General features: G+C 64.2%; 20 protein-coding genes. 13 read left to right on the top strand and 7 right to left on the bottom strand.

Features of this window, described 5'->3' with window-relative positions; translation table 11 throughout:
* Positions 1–4 precede the first annotated feature (4 nt).
* From dprE2 to QM716_RS14360, 12 genes are all read left to right on the top strand, one after another.
* Entirely contained in the window at positions 5–766 is a 762-nt protein-coding gene (dprE2, locus tag QM716_RS14415) for a decaprenylphospho-beta-D-erythro-pentofuranosid-2-ulose 2-reductase (protein ID WP_283304739.1), read from the top strand.
* A complete protein-coding gene (cbiE, locus tag QM716_RS14410; protein ID WP_283304738.1) occupies positions 763–2,046 on the top strand; it encodes a precorrin-6y C5,15-methyltransferase (decarboxylating) subunit CbiE in 1,284 nt (427 codons plus the stop codon). The genes dprE2 and cbiE overlap by 4 nt, the downstream gene beginning before the upstream one ends.
* Positions 2,043–2,792 (top strand): precorrin-4 C(11)-methyltransferase, encoded by a 750-nt coding sequence (gene cobM / locus QM716_RS14405; RefSeq protein ID WP_283304737.1) that lies wholly within the window; start codon positions 2,043–2,045, stop codon positions 2,790–2,792. The genes cbiE and cobM overlap by 4 nt, the downstream gene beginning before the upstream one ends.
* Positions 2,792–3,556, top strand: coding sequence for a cobalt-precorrin-6A reductase (locus tag QM716_RS14400; protein ID WP_283304846.1), 765 nt, complete (start codon positions 2,792–2,794; stop codon positions 3,554–3,556). Before cobM ends, QM716_RS14400 begins: the two co-directional genes overlap by 1 nt.
* Before the next feature lie 166 nt (positions 3,557–3,722).
* Positions 3,723–4,622, top strand: coding sequence for a HAMP domain-containing protein (locus tag QM716_RS14395; protein ID WP_283304736.1), 900 nt, complete (start codon positions 3,723–3,725; stop codon positions 4,620–4,622).
* A 160-nt stretch (positions 4,623–4,782) separates the two neighbouring features.
* Positions 4,783–5,424 carry a ScbR family autoregulator-binding transcription factor gene (locus QM716_RS14390; RefSeq protein WP_283304735.1) on the top strand — a complete coding sequence of 214 codons (642 nt, stop codon included), beginning with the start codon at positions 4,783–4,785 and terminating at the stop codon, positions 5,422–5,424.
* Between the two features lie 10 nt (positions 5,425–5,434).
* A complete protein-coding gene (locus tag QM716_RS14385; RefSeq protein ID WP_283304734.1) occupies positions 5,435–5,794 on the top strand; it encodes a VOC family protein in 360 nt (119 codons plus the stop codon).
* Positions 5,794–6,309: a DUF1990 domain-containing protein gene (locus QM716_RS14380; protein WP_283304845.1), complete on the top strand. Its 516-nt coding sequence runs from the start codon at positions 5,794–5,796 to the stop codon at positions 6,307–6,309. Before QM716_RS14385 ends, QM716_RS14380 begins: the two co-directional genes overlap by 1 nt.
* Before the next feature lie 222 nt (positions 6,310–6,531).
* On the top strand, positions 6,532–7,293 hold the full coding sequence (locus QM716_RS14375; protein ID WP_283304733.1) for a dienelactone hydrolase family protein: 762 nt from the start codon (positions 6,532–6,534) through the stop codon (positions 7,291–7,293).
* Between the two features lie 574 nt (positions 7,294–7,867).
* On the top strand, positions 7,868–8,005 hold the full coding sequence (locus QM716_RS14370; RefSeq protein ID WP_283304732.1) for a hypothetical protein: 138 nt from the start codon (positions 7,868–7,870) through the stop codon (positions 8,003–8,005).
* On the top strand, positions 8,002–8,361 hold the full coding sequence (locus tag QM716_RS14365) for an MmcQ/YjbR family DNA-binding protein (RefSeq protein WP_283304731.1): 360 nt from the start codon (positions 8,002–8,004) through the stop codon (positions 8,359–8,361). Before QM716_RS14370 ends, QM716_RS14365 begins: the two co-directional genes overlap by 4 nt.
* Complete coding sequence (locus QM716_RS14360; protein WP_283304730.1) at positions 8,358–9,707, top strand: replication-associated recombination protein A; 1,350 nt, start codon at positions 8,358–8,360, stop codon at positions 9,705–9,707. The genes QM716_RS14365 and QM716_RS14360 overlap by 4 nt, the downstream gene beginning before the upstream one ends.
* 343 nt (positions 9,708–10,050) lie before the next feature.
* On the opposite strand, the gene QM716_RS14355 is transcribed toward QM716_RS14360, so the two are convergent.
* The 7 genes from QM716_RS14355 to cobG all read right to left on the bottom strand — a co-directional run bounded on the left by QM716_RS14355 (position 10,051) and on the right by cobG (position 14,993).
* Complete coding sequence (locus tag QM716_RS14355) at positions 10,051–10,620, bottom strand: dihydrofolate reductase family protein (protein ID WP_283304729.1); 570 nt, start codon at positions 10,618–10,620, stop codon at positions 10,051–10,053.
* Positions 10,621–10,697: 77 nt separating this feature from the next.
* Positions 10,698–10,937: a PLDc N-terminal domain-containing protein gene (locus QM716_RS14350; protein ID WP_283304728.1), complete on the bottom strand. Its 240-nt coding sequence runs from the start codon at positions 10,935–10,937 to the stop codon at positions 10,698–10,700.
* Between the two features lie 179 nt (positions 10,938–11,116).
* On the bottom strand, positions 11,117–11,338 hold the full coding sequence (locus QM716_RS14345; protein ID WP_283304727.1) for a hypothetical protein: 222 nt from the start codon (positions 11,336–11,338) through the stop codon (positions 11,117–11,119).
* A complete protein-coding gene (locus QM716_RS14340; protein ID WP_283304726.1) occupies positions 11,335–11,694 on the bottom strand; it encodes an HNH endonuclease in 360 nt (119 codons plus the stop codon). Before QM716_RS14340 ends, QM716_RS14345 begins: the two co-directional genes overlap by 4 nt.
* A gap of 26 nt (positions 11,695–11,720) precedes the next feature.
* A complete protein-coding gene (cobJ, locus tag QM716_RS14335) occupies positions 11,721–13,208 on the bottom strand; it encodes a precorrin-3B C(17)-methyltransferase (RefSeq protein ID WP_283304725.1) in 1,488 nt (495 codons plus the stop codon).
* Positions 13,205–13,831 (bottom strand): precorrin-8X methylmutase, encoded by a 627-nt coding sequence (locus QM716_RS14330; protein ID WP_007729839.1) that lies wholly within the window; start codon positions 13,829–13,831, stop codon positions 13,205–13,207. The genes cobJ and QM716_RS14330 overlap by 4 nt, the downstream gene beginning before the upstream one ends.
* Positions 13,832–13,850: 19 nt before the next feature.
* Positions 13,851–14,993: a precorrin-3B synthase gene (gene cobG, locus QM716_RS14325; RefSeq protein WP_283304724.1), complete on the bottom strand. Its 1,143-nt coding sequence runs from the start codon at positions 14,991–14,993 to the stop codon at positions 13,851–13,853.
* Positions 14,994–15,216: 223 nt separating this feature from the next.
* Here cobG and cobN point away from each other — a divergent pair, with 223 nt between their 5' ends.
* A complete protein-coding gene (gene cobN, locus QM716_RS14320) occupies positions 15,217–18,837 on the top strand; it encodes a cobaltochelatase subunit CobN (RefSeq protein ID WP_283304723.1) in 3,621 nt (1,206 codons plus the stop codon).
* Positions 18,838–18,842: the final 5 nt, after the last annotated feature.

Here is an 18,842-nt window from a genome sequence, read left to right as displayed (position 1 = left end):
AGCGGTGACTGCGGGTGCGAACGTAAATGACGTCGAGACAGTGCTGCTCCTCGGTGGACGAAGTGAGATCGGCCTCGAGGTCGCGGTCAGGCTCGCGCCGGGCCGCAACATCGTTCTGGCTGCCAGACGCAGCGGAGAACTGTCGGAGCAGGAGCAGCTGCTCAGGAACGCCGGAGCGATCGACGTCTCCTCCGTCGAGTTCGACGCCGACGCCGTGGACACTCACGGAGACCTCCTCGGCGCCGTGGTCGCCGAGCACGGCCGGATTTCGGTTGCAGTGCTGGCTTTCGGAATTCTCGGCGATCAGGCGCGTGCCGAAACCGACGCGGCGCATGCGGTCGCGGTGGTGCACACCGACTACGTGGCTCAGATCAGCATCCTTACGCACCTCGCGGAGATCATGCGCCGACAAGGAACCGGAAAGATCGTGGTGTTCTCGTCCGTCGCCGGCGTTCGGGTTCGCCGCGCCAACTACGTCTACGGGAGCGCAAAGGCCGGCTTGGACGGATTTACCAGCGGCCTCGGCGACGCACTGCACGGTTCGGGCGTTCAATTGATGCTGGTTCGGCCGGGATTTGTCATGGGCAAGATGACCGAGGGAATGTCGCCGGCCCCGATGTCGAGTACTCCGTCGCAGGTCGCCGACGCCGTCGTACGGGGATTGAACTCCGGGGCGACGCGTGTGTGGGTTCCGCGAATTCTTCAGCCGGTGTTCTTTGTCATGCGGCTTCTGCCTCAGACGATCTGGCGCCGGATGCCGCGATGACCACACACCCGGTGGTGATCGTCGGCATCGGTGCCGATGGCTGGGAAGGGCTGTCCGAGATTGCGCAGGGCGCAATCCTGGGCGCAGAGGTCCTGATGGGGTCACCGCGTCAGCTGGAGTTGGTTCCGACGACACATCTCGGAGCGCGGCGAGCGCACACCCGTCTGGCGTGGCCGTCTCCGATGATCCCGGCCTTGCCGTCGATGTTCGCCGAGAGCGCCGATCGCAGAGTGTGTGTACTCGCGAGCGGTGACCCGATGTTCCATGGGATCGGAGTGACTTTGGTGCGACTGCTTGGCGCGGACAACGTGCGAGTGATCTCCCACCCGTCGTCGGTGGCATTGGCGAGCGCGCGAATGGGATGGGCATCGACCGAGATCGATGTCGTGAGCCTGGTCAACCGAGACTCGGCCACGGTCTTGGCCGCCGTGACCGACGGTGCGCGCCTGCTGGTTCTGAGCAACGGATGCTCGACTCCGGGGGAGGTGGCGAGGTTGTTGTCCGGCGCGGGATTCGGTCGATCGACCGTGACCGTGCTGGCCCAGCTCGGTGGGGCCGATGAATCGCGGACCGTCACCGTCGCAGACGAGTGGGACTATGCGGACGAGGACGTGGACGCGTTGAACGTTCTCGCCGTAGAGTGCATCTCGGTGGATCTTCCGATACGGCTGACTCGAATCCCGGGTCTACCGGACGCTGCTTTTGTCGGAGACGGTCAGATGACCAAACAAGAGATCCGCGCGTTGACGTTGTGTGCGCTCGCTCCGGCGCCGGGAGAACACCTCTGGGACGTGGGCGGCGGATCGGGAACCATTGCTGTCGAGTGGATGAGGACCCACCCGCGTTGCAGCGCAACAGCATTCGAAAAGGTGGCGAGCCGCGTGTCACAGATCGGCAGCAATGCGCGCAATCTCGGCGTTCCAGCGTTGAACGTGAAAGGGGCCGCGCCCGAGGCGTTTGCGGATGAGATCCGCCGACCCGATGCGGTGTTCGTCGGCGGCGGCGTCACGCAACCGGGAATGCTCGATGCGTGCTGGGAGCAGTTGAGCGTGGGTGGCCGTCTGGTTGCGAACGCCGTGACCGCCGAATCCGAGTCGTTGCTGCTCGGCTGGCTGAGTCGCCATGGTGGGACGCTGCGACGCTTTCAGGTGCAGCGCGCGGAGCCTTTGGGCACGTTCAACGTTTGGCGACCGCAACTCCCGGTGGTCCAATGGTCCGTCACAAAAAGTCCGCCGTCTGCAGGCGCAGACACAGATACGCCGGAGGAATCCACACAATGACCGTTCATTTCATCGGTGCGGGTCCCGGTGCGGCAGATCTGATCACTGTCCGCGCGCAGCGCATCATCGCGGCGAGCCCTGTGTGCTTGTATGCCGGCAGCCTTGTTCCAGCGGAGTTGCTCGAGTGGTGCCCGGTCGGTGCTCAGGTCGTGGACACTGCTCGCCTGAGCTTGGACGAGATCACCGCGATCCTTGTCGAAGCGCATTCGGCCGGACTGGACGTTGCGCGCCTGCATTCCGGTGATCCGTCGATCTTCAGTGCGGTGGCTGAGCAGGCTCGTCGCCTGGACGCCGCAGGGGTCGATTTCGCCATGATCCCCGGTGTTCCGGCATTTACCGCGGCAGCAGCCGCGCTGGGGCGTGAGCTGACCGTTCCAGGGGTCTCGCAGACCATAGTTCTCACCCGAGTCTCTACTTTGTCGACAGCAATGCCGGAGGGCGAGGATTTGAGGTCCCTGGGCCGCAGCGGCGCAACGATGGTGGTCCACCTCGGCGCTCATCGCATCGAACAGATCGCATCCGAGTTGGCCGACAATTACGGCGAAGATTGCCCCGTCGCGGTCGTTGCCTTTGCCTCGCGGCCCGAGGAGATCGTTGTTCGAGGCACCTTGAGGACGATCGTCGAACTTGTTCATGCGGCCGGCATCACGAAGACAGCCGTTGTGATCGTGGGCCGAGTGTTGACGGCGGAGGGATTTCCGGACAGCTACCTCTACTCGGCAGCGCGTGAAAGAAGCACACACTGATCCCGACGGGTCGTCGCGTACTCCTACTCGGAGGCACGGGCGAGGGCCGAGCGATCGCATCTCGGTTGGCCGGTTCAGCCGAGCTCGACGTTGTCACCTCACTGGCCGGCCGGGTTCGTGATCCTCGCTGGCCGGAGGGCGAAGTGCGCATCGGCGGGTTCGGGGGAGTCGAAGGACTCTCGGAGTGGTTGTCGGCCAACGGTATTCGCGCGGTGCTCGACGCCACGCACCCCTTTGCCGCTCGCATCACCAGAAATGCATCCGAAGCCTGCCTCGCGAATTCCGTTCCGTACGCCATGTACCGACGCCCGCCATGGCGTGAGCATCCCGGCGACACGTGGTTTCCGGTACGCGATCTCGATCACGCCGCAGAACTGGTGCCGACGGTCGGCTCACGCGCATTCTTGACGATCGGGAGGCAAGGTGTCGCGGCGTTCGATCGCGTGAACAACGTCTCGTTTCTCGTGCGCTCGATCGATCCGCCTTCGGGGACATTGCCGCCTCACTCGCAATCGCTGCTCGCACGTGGTCCATTCGACGTCGAAGCAGAAGTCGATCTGATGCGCAATCACGGCATCGACGTCGTGATCACCAAGAACAGTGGCGGCGAACAGACGTACGCAAAGATTGCGGCCGCCAGGCAACTGTCGATCCCGGTCATCGTCGTCGAGCGACCACCGATCCCGGCGACCGTCGAGGCACTCGACACCGAAGCCGCTGCGGTGAACTGGCTCACGGCTTTCGGTGGGGGATCGGAGCCATGAGGCGAACATCGCGTTCGCTTCAGGTTCGTCTAAGGTTCCGTACCCATACTGGAGGGATGTTGGGATCTTTCGACGCCGCACCGCGGGACCGCGCATGAGAGTGCCGGTTCCCGGAATGGGCCGTCGAAAACCATCGGGAATTCATGTGCGGACGCTCCATGCCCGCGTGAAATTGCTGACCGCAGGCCTGGTGGCGATCGCGGTGATCGTGTCGGCGTCGGCGGTCTACATCGTGTTCAACGCGTATTTGCAGGGCAACGTCGACCGGCAGCTCGAGCGTACGAGTGATGCGATCACCGACACCGTCAATTTCGGCGGTGTCACACCGGTTCTGGGATTGACGGCCGGCGCGGATACAGCGGTTATCCAGGCGGTAGGGCTTCTCACTGCTGACGGCGCTTTGGTGACCGCGACTCCAGGTCTGCCGCCGTTCAGCACGAGCGCGGACGCCATCAGGTCGATCGCCGACGGGAACTCGTCGCAGACAATCGCAACCGTCGATGCGTATCGAATTCTTGTCGAGCCATCGGTTGCCGGGCAGACGCTGGTTGTCGCGCAATCCTTGGGGCCGACACGTTCGGTACTCAAGCGGCTTGCTGTGGTGTTGGCGGCACTGGGTGCGGCTGGGATTGCGCTGGCCTACGCGGCCGGAGATGCAGTGGCACGCACAGGATTACGGCCCATTTCGCGACTCACTGCGGCGACCCGACGAGTTGCCGAAACGGATGATCTTGCGCCGATCCCGGTAACCGGCGACGACGAGTTGGCGTCGTTGACAGTCAGTTTCAATCGGATGCTCGGGACGTTGTCGGAATCGCGGGCGCGCCAGAGAAGTCTGATCACCGAAGCGGGTCAGGACCTTCTGGCTCCGTTGACTGCACTGCGCACCAATATCGAGTTGTTGATGTCCTTCGATACCAAGTCCCGCGCGATTTCCGAAGCAGATGCTGCGCAGTTGCGTGATGAAATCACGGACCAGATGATGGAGTTGACGCTGCTTGTCGGAGAGTTGGTGGACCGTGCGCGCGTTGACGAAAGTACGTTGGGGAGAGGAGATTCCCCCTAGATCGGACGTCTGACCAGCACTTTTGTTGCATTCGGAATTGAAGCAGCAGAAGGAGCACTGGTAATGTGGGGCAATTGCGAAGTTTCTGGGTATAGCTGCAGTGTGGCGCGAACCGTGGGGTTTGCTGGGTGGGGGCCTTTGGAGGGACGAGAGGGTTTCAGTGGTCAAGCAAGCACGCGCCGAGCTGACTCGGCAGCAAATCGTTGCCGGCGCGGCCGCGCAGTTCGAGAAGACTGGTTACGGCAGCACCAGCATGGCCGACATAGTCTCGGGGGCCGGTACTACCAAGGGCGCGTTGTATTTCCATTTCGCGTCGAAGGACGAGCTCGCGCAATTCATCATTGCCGAACAACATCGGCTCTCGATCGAATCGGTGCAGGCGATTTCCGCGACGGGCAAGAACCCGTTGGAACAAATGATCATGCTCACGCACGAAATGGCGCGCCAGATCGTGGACGAGCCGATAGTTCGCGCGGGCATTCGTCTCACGCTGGAACTGAGCACGTACGAGGGACCGGTGGAACCGTACGCCGAATGGATCTCGGCAATCACCGATCTCACCGCCAGAGCTCAGGCGGAAGGTGAAATCCGGAAATCGGTCAGCGCAGAATCGTTCGGCAGGTTCATGCCCTCGGCATTCACCGGAGTACAGCTTGTTTCGAACGTTCTCACCCGACGCTCGGACCTTCCGGATCGTGTCGACGAGATGTGGCAGCTCCTGCTTCCGGGAATCGTCAGCGACGAACTTTCCGGTGACATCGAGCGGCTCGTCAAGTCGCGGTGGACTCCAGCGGCGGCGTAGCCTGCGGGACATGACCGTTACGCGGATTGTTTCGGATCTGTCGAGTAGTTCTCTCGAGGCCGCGCAGCGCTTCTACACCGAAGTGCTGGGCCTCGAAGTTGTGATGGATCACGGGTGGATCGTGACGTTGGCTTCGCCGACGGATCCGTCCGTGCAGATCAGTGTCATGACGCACGATGCTCATGCGCCCGTAGTGCCGGACGTCTCCGTCGAGGTGGACGACCTTGATGCGGCGTACGAGGCCGCGGTGCAGCGCGGCGACACCATCGTCTATCCCGTCACGGAGGAGCCGTGGGGTGTGCGCAGGTTCTTCGCTGCCGACCCCGACGGGCACGTGATCAACATCCTCAGCCACCGACGCGATCAATGATGGCTTCCAGCCCGGGCGGGCTGACGTACCTCGAGGTGGGCGCAACGTCAGGCGTTCTCCCAGCCGGCTATCACCACGTTCACGAGAGCGCGACGGTCGGATCCGGACGTGAGGATTTCGAGGTCGCCGTCAAGACCGTCTCGAATTGGGGAATGCACCGCGGAGCCGGTTTGACCGTCCGTACGGCAGCCCCGACCGCGGTGGCGGGTCACGATGCGACTTTCGGACTCGGTCCGGTGGCTATCCCAGTTCGGATCGTCTACGTCGTCGACGAACCCAATCGGAAAGGCTTCGCGTACGGAACCCGCGCAGGCCACCCCGAATGCGGCGAAGAACTGTTTGTCGTCCAGTTCGACGAGACCACCAAAGAGGTTCTCATCGAGATCGTCGCGTTCTCCAAGCCTGGAACGTGGTGGGTGCGTCTCGGCGCTCCGATCGGGCGCCGAGTTCAAGCGTTTGTCACGCGGCGCTACATCCGTGCCGTCCGCGCGAGCGTCGACCGATCGCGGGTATGACCCTCGGATCGGTGGGCTGGAAAATGATTGGACGGGCTTCGGTTCGGGTTGATAGCTTGTGCGAGACCGTGACAACACGCCAGGAGGTGAGACCTATGAACGCAGTAACCATGTGGGTGCTCCCACTCGTGTTCACGGATCGGCGATTGACGTAGGTGTCGCCGGGAGCGCCTCAACCAGGCAATCCCGAAAGGTAACACCATGCAATCCAATTCTCAGACCATGGAATTCACTTCCGAGACAACGTCGAACGGTGTCGTCGAACGCCATTTCGTTCTGGACGACATCACCGGTGTCCTCTGGTCGCCCGCATCCGGATCTGTCGGATCACCACTCCTGCTGTCCGGGCACTCCGGCGGCATGCACAAGAAGGCACCAGGACTGGTTGCCAGTGCACTGCACAGCGTGAGCTCCCACGGTTTCACAGTCGCCGCGATCGACGCGCCCGGACACGGTGACCGGCCGCGGGACACACAGGACGAACAGTGGGTCGACGCGATCCATCAGGCCCGGGCCGCCCGCGAGCCAATCGCCCCGATCGTCGTCGAGTACAACCGGTCGCTGGCGGAGCGTGCAGTGCCGGAATGGCAGGCGACCCTGGACGCCCTGCAAGCGCTGCCCGAGGTCGACGCCGATGCTCCGATCGGCTTCGGTGGCGTGTCGTTAGGGGTCGTGACCGGGCTGATGTTGGCCCCGGTCGAATCCAGGATCGCTGCCGTGAGCTTCGGTGGAGTTTTTGTGGACGACTCCGTCATCGAAGCGGCACGAAAGCTCACCGTCCCGGTCGAGTACCGAATTCCTTGGGACGACAAGGATTACGACCGCACGTCAGGGGTGGCGTTGTTCGATGCCTTCGGATCGAAGGAGAAGACACTGCACGCCTACTCGGGCAGGCACTATCCGGTGCCCGACTACGAGCGCGACAGTTCGGCTCGGTTCTTCGCCCGCCACCTCGGCGCGGGTGCTGGTGCTCCTGTGAGCTGACGTGAAACACGTATCGGCGTCCGGCGCAAGTCGGACGCCGATACGATGTTGACCAGTATGGCGTGACCACCTAGACCCACGACGCGCTGACCAACTGGGAGCACGCTAGCCTAATCGGTGACACCGCACTCACGGAATTTCCGTACCAATGGCTACTCCCGCACAAGCCCGCATGGTCCGTGGGAAAGCTCCTCTGGGGCTGCACAATCGGAAGTGGTGGTGCTGACAAGGGCTCGGTACGCACTGCGCACCATGTCCTCATCAAGCGGTCTGTCCGCGTGGAGTGCGCGATAGCTCCACCACCCCCCACATCAACGCGTCAACCGCTCGAGCTGAGCCGTCCGACAGCAGCGGCGAAGAACCGCTGTCGTCAAATGTTGGGGCCGTTGAGCCGCATGTGGCGGCCACGAGCGCGTCGACGACGTCTGCAGGGTTTTGCGCCTTGCACACAGGGTCTGCGTATCTCGGTTCGAGCGGATCGCGCAGGGTCTCCTCCGATGTCTGCCCAAGTGCGTACCTTTGTACGCACATCCGGGACGGTTACGTTCTGGCGAGTGATTTGAGGAGGTCGGGCATGGATGGTGACACGTTGCAACAGCACGCCCGGAGCCGAGTCGGTGAGCTTCCGGGCGCTGAGCTCGAGCATCCGTCCGGTGGGACCGTGCAGAAACACCTGGTCGATCCCCAGACCTTCGGCCGGAGGGAACAATGATGCTGTCGGGCGCGCAGCTGCAGCAGTATGCCCGCGACACCGCGGGATCGCTCGAGGACGTCACCAGCGGGCGCCCGTTCACACCGCACCTTGATGTGTGGAAGGTCCGTGGCAAGGTGTTCCTCATCGTCACCGAAGATGATCCGGACCTGCAGATCGTCACAGTGAAGGTCGACCCGTACCGAGGGGGTGCGCTCCGTCGGGACTTCGACACGGTCACGATCGCGCGCTATTTCGACAAGCGGCACTGGATCTCCATCGGGCCCGGCGCCGGGATTACTAAGCAGCTGATCGAGGACCTGGTGCACGATTCCCACGACCTCGCCGACGACCGCCCACGGAAGCAGCAGTCGTGAGCGAGGAGCCGTCGCTTTTCGAGATCGACGACGCCTCGCGGCCACTGGCTGACCGGCTACGGCCGCGCGCCGTGCGGGACGTCGTCGGGCAGGATCACCTTCTTGCGGCGGACGCCCCGATCGGGCGGATGGTCAACGCGCAGCGGCTTGTGTCGATGGTGTTGTGGGGGCCGCCCGGGTGCGGGAAGACGACGATCGCTCGGCTCCTCGCGGAAGCGACCGATCTCGCGTTCGAACCCCTCTCTGCTACGTTCTCCGGCGTCGCGGACCTCCGCAAAGTGTTCAGCGCGGCGCAGCGCCGGCGAGAGGTCGGTCAGGGCACGCTGCTCTTCGTCGACGAGATCCATCGCTTCAACCGCGCCCAGCAGGACTCGTTCCTTCCCTACGTCGAAGACGGCACCATCGTTCTCGTCGGCGCAACCACCGAGAACCCCAGCTTCGAACTCAACGGCGCACTGCTCTCCCGCAGCCAGGTCTTCGTTTTGAAGCGTCTTGACGACGCCGCGCTCAGCACCCTCATTACCCGCGCGGAAGCGCTCATCGCTCAACCACTACCGCTGACCGGTGCCGCACGCCAGGCGCTGATCGCAATGGCGGACGGCGACGGGCGGTACCTGCTGAACATGATCGAGCAGGTGCACGCCCTGCCCGGACCCGTCGATTCGGCCGCCCTAGCTGCAGCCGTGCAGAAACGGGCACCGTTGTACGACAAAACGCAGGAAGGCCACTACAACCTCATCTCCGCGCTCCACAAGTCGATGCGCGGCTCCGACCCCGATGCCGCCCTGTACTGGTTGGCACGGATGCTCGACGGCGGCGAAGACCCCCTGTTCATCGCCCGCCGCATCACCCGATTCGCCACCGAGGACATCGGCATGGCCGACCCGAACGCCGTCCAACAAGCCCTCGCCGCCTGGGACGTCTACGAACGCCTCGGCTCTCCCGAGGGAGAACTCGCCATCGCGCAAGCGGTCATATACCTCGCAACAGCACCGAAGTCGATCGGCGTGTACCGCGGATTCACCAAGGCACGCGCCGCTGCGAAACTTACCGGATCGCTGATGCCGCCCGCGCACATCCTCAACGCCCCGACCCGCCTCATGAAAGACCTCGGCTACGGCGACGGCTACCAGTACGATCCCGACACCGAGACCGGCTTCTCCGGCGCGAACTACTTCCCTGACGGAATGCCCCGGCAGACCTTCTACCAACCCACCACCGGCGGATACGAGCGAGCCATCACCGAACGGTTGCGGCACTGGATGCAGCTCCGGAATGGCGAAACCCACGACCATCCTCCAGAACCCGACGCGGACTTACCCCTCTCCGAAAGTGCCCGTCCATGACCGACACCCCGCACCTGCGCGGTTACGACGAGCCCTCGCGTGTCCGATGGGGCGACATTCAGATCGGCCTCGTAGTCGGAGGCATTGCCGCCGAGGTCCTGTGCGAGGCGTTCGGAAGGTACGGATACGTCATCGGGGGACGTCACGTTGCTGATGAAATATTGGCTCGTCGAGCCGTCAGGTGCTTGGACCGGTTCGATGTTGGACTGTACGAACGCAGTCGCGGTGAACGCGATCGTCTTGGCCCACCACAAACGTCCCATCACGATGAATGTGAAGGCCACGATGACTATCACCACTTGATTCCGGTGGTGGGAGAAGAATGTTCGTATAGTCAGCCACGTCAAGCAGGTACTCGTGTGGGCCGATATCGCACGGCGACCGCTCCTGACCGGAACTCATGGCGATCGACGAGCTCGAGCTGGATGCGCTCGCGCAGGCCCGCGAACAACGTCGGTCCGTGTCCGGCTAGGACCGGTTGCACAACGAACTCGTACTCGTCGATCAGTCCCAGGTCTGCCAGCGCCAGGGGGAGCGTCACGCCACCAACCCACAGGTCTCCGCCTGGCCCATCTTTGAGTCGCTGAACCGCTGGCCCCACGTCGTCTTGCACGAGTTCGGCATTCCAATCGACCTCGCTCAGCGTGCTCGACACGACGTATTTCTTCGCCCGGTCCATAGTCTCGGCGAACGGGATCTCCCACTCGTCCATCCAGTCAGGCCATGTGCCCGTTGCGGGCCGCCGCCACGCCGACTCCATCATCTCGTAGGTGACACGGCCGAATAGCAAGGCATCGGCTCGTTCCAGCTGGGCGGTCCAGTAGCGCATCGATTCCTCATCGGGTGGGAGCCCGGCCTCGTGATGGCAGCAGCCGTCGAGGGTGACGTTGATCGAGTATCGAAGTGGTCTCATCTCGTAGATCTCCCTTGATGCGCGCAGAACGTGTGCACCGGACCGTCCTCAGACTACTGCCGGGCCGTCGGTGCAGATCAGGTTTGGACCCTGGACTCACGCGGGAGTCGACCGAACAGGAACCAGACTGCCGCGCCGAGGACGGGCACGGCGATCACCAGCGCGCACCACCAGAATTTGCCGCCCGAACGGTCGAAGTCGGTGCGCACGATCGCCACGAGCGCGCTAATCGTGATGAAGATCCAGGCAAGAACGAAGACCGTGAAGGTGATGTCCATCCAAAGCGGAATGGTGGGGTTTTGGGTCGATTCGTTCACGCTTCCAGGCTGCTTTCGACGACTGTGCCTTGATGAAACAGCACGGTCCATCGATTCTCGGTGAACCGCCAGACAGACGATCGCTCGGTTACCCGATCCGCCTGCGCCAGACGGTACGTCACCAGATACGTGTCAGCCGCGATCCTGCTCAGCGCAGGCCGGTCAACTGTCCACCCGAGTTAGGCAGCGTCGTTCGCTTCGCCGCGGAGTCGCCGGGTCTCGACTACCGACTGCACGTAGTCGCGGGTGTATCGCGCACCGGAGGCTCCGATTTCTCGGAACTCCGGGTCGACGACAGCATCGAACTCGTCTCGCGACATGGCTACTCGCGTCCGGTGAAACAGAGGTTCGAACTCCATCAGCTCGTCGAGAATCGGACTCAACTCGTCCGGGGCCGTCACGACTGCTCCGAGAACTGCGCCCTCATCTCGATACCTATCTCCGCGTGGCGCAGGAGAAAGGCCTTCTCGTCATACCCCTTGCGCCGCAACCAAAGAGTGACCTCGCTGTTGCATTTGCTCGCATTGCACGAGCGGCATGCCGGTGCAATGTTGTCGAGGGTGTAGCGCCCACCGCGGGAGATCGCCAGCACGCAGTCACGCTGCGGCGACTCGTCCAGCTCGCCGCAGTAAGCGCAGCCACCCCAGGCCGCTTTGAGTGCGGACCACTGCTCGGCGGACAGGTCGTGCTCCACCAGATCCATTCGGCGTTTGCGTTTACGCGCGTATCTGGCTTTCCGGGTCCGGTTGACGGGCATGACGCCATGCTATCGCCGTGTGGGGTTCACTCCGGGTAGCGCCGCGGAGTGAACACCTGACGGCCCGAACCGGTTTCGACGACCGTCGTCATCGAGGAGCCGACGATGAGCAGAGTCCGCATGTCGATCTCGGAAGGCTCGAGTTCACCGAGAGTAACGACTCGGACGGATTCCTCGGCGCCGGCAACATCGCGCCCGATGACAACGGGAGTCTCGGGGGAGCGGTGTTCGAGCACGAGGTCCTTCATGGCTTGGACCTGCCACGTCCGGGACTTCGACGCCGGGTTGTAGACCGCAAATGCCATGTCCGCGGCTGCAACTGCCGAGATCCGGCGTGCGACGACATCCCACGGCTTGAGGCGATCGGAGAGGGAGAGCACCGCGTAGTCGTGCCCGAGGGGAGCGCCGACGCGACTGGCGACAGCGTTTGCCGCCGTCATGCCGGGAAGGATCCGGACCGGGACGCCGCACCACTGGTCTTCGGCGGCAACTTCGAGCACTGCTGCAGCCATCGCGAATACGCCGGGATCTCCCGACGAGACGACAGCTACCCGGGCGCCGTTCTTCGCGAGGTCCAACGCCATCGCGGCGCGTTCCGCTTCGACGCGGTTGTCGCTGGAATGGCGACGCTGGCCCGGACGCGTCGGCACGCGATCGACGTAAGGGCCGTAGCCGACGAGGTCGGTGGCCAACGAAAGCTCATGCGCCACTTCGGGTGTGGTCCATGCGGTGTCGCCTGGCCCGAGTCCGACCACGACCACCTCGCCGCTGAACTCGGCTGCCGGTCGAGTGTTGTTCGACGGGCTCGGAACGATGGCGATCGAGAAGTACGGAACTCCGTCCGGGTCGACGTCGGCAGCGGATTCGACACGTTGACGTGCGGTGCTCGCACGCTCGACGTAGTGGGCTTCACCCAGGCGGCCGGAATCCTCGAGCGATTGCAGGACCGGCGGGAAGGTGCGTCCAAGCTTGAGAATGGCGGCGGCGTCGGTTTCCTTGAGCCGCCTGGTCAGCTCGGCCTGCGGCAACGTGCCGGGCAGGATCGTCAGGATTTCTTCACCCTCGACCAGCGGCTTTCCGAGTGCCGCAGACGCGGCGCTGACGGAGGTGACACCGGGAATCACCTCGGCGTCGAAGCGATCGGCCAGCCTCTTGTGCATGTGCATGTAGGAGCTGTAGAAGAGCGGATCGCCGGCGGCGAGCAACGCGACGGTTCGACCGGCCTCGAGGTGAACTGCGAGTCGCTCGGCAGCCGCTTCGTAGAACTCGTCCATCGCGCCCTGATATCCGCCGGGGTGGTCAACGGTCTCGGTGGTGACGGGGTAGACGAGGTGTTCTTCCATCTGCCCTTCGCGCATGTACGGCGCTGCGACTCCGCGGGAGATGCTCTTGCCGTGCCGCGCAGAGTGGAACGCGACCACGTCTGCCTCGCCGATGACGCGTGCGGCCTTGACGGTCACCAATTCGGGATCACCGGGGCCGATACCGACACCCCAGAGCTTGCCTGCACTCATTCGACTTCGCTCGCAATCGCGTTGACGACGGCCGCGGTGATCGCGCTGCCGCCGCGTCGGCCGCGGAGCACGAGATGATCGATTCCGCTGGCGTGTTCGATGAGAGCTTCCTTAGACTCGGCAGCGCCGATGAAGCCGACCGGACCTCCGACGATTGCGGCCGGACGAGGCGCTCCGGCTTCGATGAGGTTCAGGAGATGGAACAGCGCGGTGGGTGCATTTCCGATTGCGACAACAGCGCCCTCGAGCTTGGCTCCCCATAATTCGAGGGCTGCGGCCGAGCGAGTGTTGTCGATGGTCGACGCCAGCACCGGAACCCGCGGATCGCCGAGGGTGCAGATGACGTCGTTGCCGGCGGGCAGACGCTTGCGCGTGATGCCGGCAGCCACCATCTGAGCGTCGCAGAAAATCGGCGCGCCGTCGCGCAGAGCGGCACGCGCGGCCGAGACGACACCGGGTGTGAAGGCGACGTCGTCGACGAGATCGACCTGGCCACTTGCGTGAATCATGCGTACTACAGCTTGCGAGACATCCGCCGGGAAACGGCTCAGGTCGGCTTCGGCCCGAATGGTGGCAAAGGACTGGCGATAGATTTCCGCGCCGTCACGGATGTACTCGATCATGTGCCACACGATAGAGGCATCACCGATTGGCCTGATTCACCCGGTAACCGTCACCCGTCGCAACCACATCCGCTACGTCCCCGCGGGGACGTCCGCAACTGCGGTCGCACCCCGCCCAGTGCTGTCGCCCAATGACGGGCAGTTCTGCTTGCTCGACGGCGGTGATCGCGTCGGTGCGCACGTCGGCGAGCGACTTCTCGCATCCCGGACTTCCGGTGCAGGCGGTGACATCGAGCCACGGTGAGTTCTCGTCGAAGATCAACCCCATGGGGGCAAGCACTCGGACTACCTGTTCGGCCGCCCATTCTTCGAGGTCGAAGATGTGCACCGATCGCCACGGCGTCACGACGACAGGCTTGTCGACGGCGGCGAGAAACTCGGCGAGCCGAGCGTCGAGCAGCCCGAATCGCAGGCCGCCGCCCAGGGCTACCGTTCCGTCTTGCTGTTCGAGCCACCCGATGGTGGGCCGTGCATCCGGCGTGAGGTCCGCCTCGGCGATGGACGCGGCGCCCAGTCCCAACTGGTCGAGGGTGCGCTCGATTCCGTCCGGAACCTCGGCCAGCCGCCAGTGTTTGTCGCGAACGTCGAGGAAGGATCGAGCCGCCTCGAGGAGCAATTCGACGGCGTCGTCCGCATGTACGCGGTGAGTGGTGTGGTGGCCGGCGAGCACCAGGGAATGCTCGGTGGCGCTGTGCGCATGGAGTCCGAAATCGCCCCGCAGCCCAGTGATGTCTCCGCGGCCGTCGTCGAGGGTGAACAAGATTCGCCCGGGCAGATCGGCCAATGCCTGATCCGCTTGGATGGCCGAATCGAGTCGGTGGACCAGTTCACGAATGTCGGCGACGCCCCCGATACGGCCGGACAGTGGGGACGCGAGGATGTTGCGTACTCGCTCGTGTGTCGCGGACGGTAGGAGACCGGCCGACGCGATGCGCGCCGCGAAGGCTTCGGGGTCCGAGACCGAGCGCAGCTGAACGTTGCCCCTCGAGGTGAGTTCCATCTGACCGTTGCCCAGATCGCGCGCCGCGTCTGCGAGCGTCTGCAATTGGGCCGGGGTGAGGAGACCGCCGGGCAGGCGCACGCGTGCCAGTCGGCCGTCGGCGGCTTGGTGAACTTGCAGTGCACCCGGGCACGCGTCTGGCTGTGAACGGTCCGTGGGCATGGCTCCAGGGTACGACCTGTCATGAGTGCCTTCCGCGGACCGGTAGCATCACCACCACCAGTGACGGCAGTTGAGGAAACCGGTGAAAGTCCGGTGCGGTCGCGCCACTGTGAGTGTTTCTCGAACGGGACGTGTTTCCGTTCGGAAACACGAGTCAGACCCTCAACCGCCGCCCTAGACAGATCTGTGCCACGGGGCGCGAAACCCCAGGAAGGCTTCACCCGTGATTCTTCTGCTCTCCACGTCCGACACCGATCTGCTGAGCGCCCGCGCCAGCCAGGAAGCCGGCGACGGAGTTTCCTACCGTTGGGCCAATCCCTCACGCTTGCTGGTCTCGGAAGACTTGCCGCCGCTGCTCGACGGCGTCGATCTCGTGATCGTTCGTATCCTCGGCAGCCGTCGCAGTTGGGAAGACGGCCTGGACATGGTCCTCGCTTCCGGACTCCCCGTAGTCGTGCTCGGCGGCGAGCACGCACCGGACGCCGACCTCATGGAGTGCTCGACGGTCTCCGCCGGTGTCGCTGCCGAGGCCCACAACTACCTGGCCGAGGGTGGTTCGCAGAATCTGGCACAACTGCACCACTTCCTGTCCGACACCGTCCTGCTCACCGGTCACGGTTTCGAGCCGCCCACTCACCTGCCTTCCTGGGGAATCGCAGATTTCGCGCCCGATCTCGACTCGGCGACCGGTCCCGTCATCGCCGTTCTGTACTACCGCGCTCAGCACCTGGCCGGAAACACCCGGTACATCCAGGCGTTGTGTGACGCCGTCGCCGAGGCGGGCGGCACCGCGCTCCCGATCTACTGCGCATCACTACGAACCGCAGAAGCCGAACTTCTGACCAGTCTCCGCCGCGCCGACGCCATGGTCGTGACAGTTCTTGCTGCCGGTGGCACGAAGCCCGCGACGGCGTCCGCCGGTGGCGACGACGAAGCCTGGGATGTTGCCGCACTCGCTGCGCTCGACGTCCCGATCATGCAGGGCTTGTGCCTGACCAGTAGCCGCGCGACCTGGGACGAGAACGACGACGGACTGTCGCCTCTCGACGTCGCGACCCAGGTCGCGGTGCCGGAGTTCGACGGTCGGATCATCACGGTCCCGTTCTCCTTCAAGGAAATCGACTCCGACGGGCTGTCCACGTACGTCCCCGACGTCGAGCGCGCTGCCCGAGTTGCCGGGATCGCGGTCCGCCACGGCAAGCTGCGCCACATTCCCACCACCGAGCGTCGCGTTGCTCTCATGCTCTCGGCGTACCCGACCAAGCACGCCCGTATCGGCAACGCCGTCGGCCTCGATACTCCGGCGAGCGCAATCGACCTGCTCACTGAAATGCGTTCTGCCGGTTACGACCTCGGCCCGGTCGACGGTCCGGACGCAGTTCCCGGCCTGGCGGCGAAGGACGGCGACGCGCTGATCCATGCCCTGATCGCGGCCGGCGGCCAGGATCCCGACTGGCTCACCGCCGAGCAGCTCGAGGGCAATCCCATCCGCATCTCGGCCGCGAAATACCGCGAATGGTTCGCCACGTTGCCCGAAGGGCTGCGCAGCGGCGTCGAAGAGCATTGGGGCGCAGCGCCCGGCGAACTGTACGTCGACCGCTCACAGGATCCCGACGGCGAAATCGTCATCGCGGCACTGCGATTCAACAACATCGTGCTCATGGTCCAGCCGCCCCGGGGATTCGGCGAAAAGCCAGTCGCGATCTACCACGATCCGGATCTGCCGCCGAGCCATCACTACCTCGCGGCCTACCGCTGGATCGCGGCGACGCCCGACGCGGGTGGATTCGGCGCCGACGCGGTTGTGCACCTCGGCAAGCACGGCAACCTCGAATGGTTGCCGGGCAAGACGCTCGGCATGTCCAGCAACTGCGGCACCGACGCGGCCCTGGGTGACCTGCCGCTGATCTACCCCTTCCTGGTCAACGACCCGGGTGAAGGAACACAGGCAAAGCGTCGTGCGCACGCGACACTCGTCGATCACCTGATCCCGCCGATGGCCCGCGCCGAAAGCTACGGCGACATCTCCCGTCTCGAGCAACTGCTCGACGAGCACTCCAACATCTCAGCACTGGACCCGTCCAAGCTGCCGGCCATTCGTCAGCAGATCTGGACGCTGATGCGGGCAGCCAAGATGGACCACGACCTCGGCCTCGCGGAGCGGCCCGAGGAAGACGTCTTCGACGACATGCTCCTGCACGTCGACGGTTGGCTGTGCGAGATCAAGGACGTCCAGATCCGCGACGGTCTGCACATTCTCGGCCGCGCACCGGAGGGCGACGCCGAGATCGAACTGGTCCTCGCGATGCTGCGTGCCCGTCAGATGTGGGGCGGCGAACAGAGCGTCCCGGGTCTACGCGAGGCTCTCGGACTCAGCGAAGACGGCGACGAGTCCCGCAGCCGTGTCGACGACATCGAGGAAAAGGCGCACGCGCTGGTTCGCGGCATGTACGACGCCGACTGGAACCCCGCTGCTGCCGAAGACCTCAGCGACGACCCGACCGTGGTGAAGATCCTGCAGTTCGCCGCCACCGAAGTGGTCCCGCGCCTGCGACAGACGAACAACGAGATCAAGCAGGTCCTGCATGCGCTCGACGGCGGTTTCATTGCGGCCGGTCCGAGCGGCTCACCGCTGCGCGGCCTGATCAACGTGCTTCCCACCGGTCGCAACTTCTACTCGGTCGACCCCAAGGCAGTTCCGTCGCGTCTGGCGTGGGAGACCGGTCAGGCGATGGCCGAGTCGCTCGCCGCTCGTTATCTCGCCGATCACGGCGAGTACCCGCGCTCAGTGGGTCTGTCGGTGTGGGGCACCGCCGCTATGCGCACCTCCGGCGACGACATCGCCGAAGTGTTTGCGCTCCTCGGTGTTCGCCCCGTCTGGGACGAAGCAAGCCGACGCGTCGTCAACCTCGAAGTCATGGATCTCGAAGAGCTCGGCCGCCCGCGCATCGACGTCACGGTCCGCATCTCCGGATTCTTCCGTGATGCGTTCCCACACGTGCTCGCATTGCTCGACGACGCTGTTCAGTTGGTGGCGGCATTGGACGAGACGGACGAGCAGAACTACGTGCGCGCTCACGCACAGGCGGACCTCGCCGAGCATGGCGACGCCAGGCGTGCGACCACCCGTATCTTCGGCTCGAAGCCCGGAACCTACGGCGCCGGCCTGCTGCAACTCATCGACTCCAAGACCTGGCGCGGTGACGACGACCTCGCCGAGGTGTACACCAACTGGGGCGGCTTTGCGTACGGCCGTGGGCTCGACGGAATCCCGGCAGCCGACGACATGCGCAGTGCATACCGTCGAATCAACGTGGCAGCCAAGAACACCGACACGCGTGAGCACGACATCGCCGATTCGGACGACTACTTCCAGTACCACGGCGGCATGGTTGCCACCGTGCGCGCACTGACCGGAAAGTCGCCCGAGGCGTACATCGGTGACAGCACCCGCCCGGAATCGGTTCGCACACGCACACTTTCGGAAGAGACCGCACGTGTCTTCCGGGCGCGCGTGGTCAATCCCCGCTGGCTCGATGCCATGCGCCGTCACGGATACAAGGGTGCATTCGAGATGGCGGCCACGGTCGACTACCTCTTCGGCTACGACGCCACCACCAACGTGGTAGCGGACTGGATGTACGAGAAGCTTGCCGAGACCTACGTTCTGGACGAGCAGAACCAGAAGTTCATGACGCAATCCAACCCGTGGGCACTGCACGGAATCGCCGAGCGACTCCTCGAAGCTGCAGAGCGCAACATGTGGGAGCACCCCGAGCAGAAGACACTCGACGGCTTGCGTCAGGTTTACCTCGAAACCGAAGGTGAACTCGAGGGGGAGTAGACCTC

The sequence above is a fragment of the Rhodococcus sp. IEGM 1409 genome, from assembly GCF_030056735.1.
In the GTDB taxonomy this organism is placed as follows: Bacteria; Actinomycetota; Actinomycetes; order Mycobacteriales; family Mycobacteriaceae; genus Rhodococcus_F.
This window is presented reverse-complemented; position numbering and strand designations above follow the sequence as displayed.

Bases quoted from the DNA above. Each gene is read 5' to 3' on its own strand.
- cbiE (WP_283304738.1), top strand. From the start codon at position 763: ATGACCACACACCCGGTGGTGATCGTCGGCATCGGTGCCGATGGCTGG.
- cobM (WP_283304737.1), top strand. From the start codon at position 2,043: ATGACCGTTCATTTCATCGGTGCGGGTCCCGGTGCGGCAGATCTGATC.
- QM716_RS14385 (WP_283304734.1), top strand. From the start codon at position 5,435: ATGACCGTTACGCGGATTGTTTCGGATCTGTCGAGTAGTTCTCTCGAG.
- QM716_RS14380 (WP_283304845.1), top strand. From the start codon at position 5,794: ATGGCTTCCAGCCCGGGCGGGCTGACGTACCTCGAGGTGGGCGCAACG.
- QM716_RS14375 (WP_283304733.1), top strand. From the start codon at position 6,532: ATGGAATTCACTTCCGAGACAACGTCGAACGGTGTCGTCGAACGCCAT.
- QM716_RS14370 (WP_283304732.1), top strand. From the start codon at position 7,868: ATGGATGGTGACACGTTGCAACAGCACGCCCGGAGCCGAGTCGGTGAG.
- QM716_RS14365 (WP_283304731.1), top strand. From the start codon at position 8,002: ATGATGCTGTCGGGCGCGCAGCTGCAGCAGTATGCCCGCGACACCGCG.
- QM716_RS14355 (WP_283304729.1), bottom strand. From the start codon at position 10,620: ATGAGACCACTTCGATACTCGATCAACGTCACCCTCGACGGCTGCTGC.
- QM716_RS14340 (WP_283304726.1), bottom strand. From the start codon at position 11,694: ATGCCCGTCAACCGGACCCGGAAAGCCAGATACGCGCGTAAACGCAAA.
- cobJ (WP_283304725.1), bottom strand. From the start codon at position 13,208: ATGAGTGCAGGCAAGCTCTGGGGTGTCGGTATCGGCCCCGGTGATCCC.
- QM716_RS14330 (WP_007729839.1), bottom strand. From the start codon at position 13,831: ATGATCGAGTACATCCGTGACGGCGCGGAAATCTATCGCCAGTCCTTT.
- cobG (WP_283304724.1), bottom strand. From the start codon at position 14,993: ATGCCCACGGACCGTTCACAGCCAGACGCGTGCCCGGGTGCACTGCAA.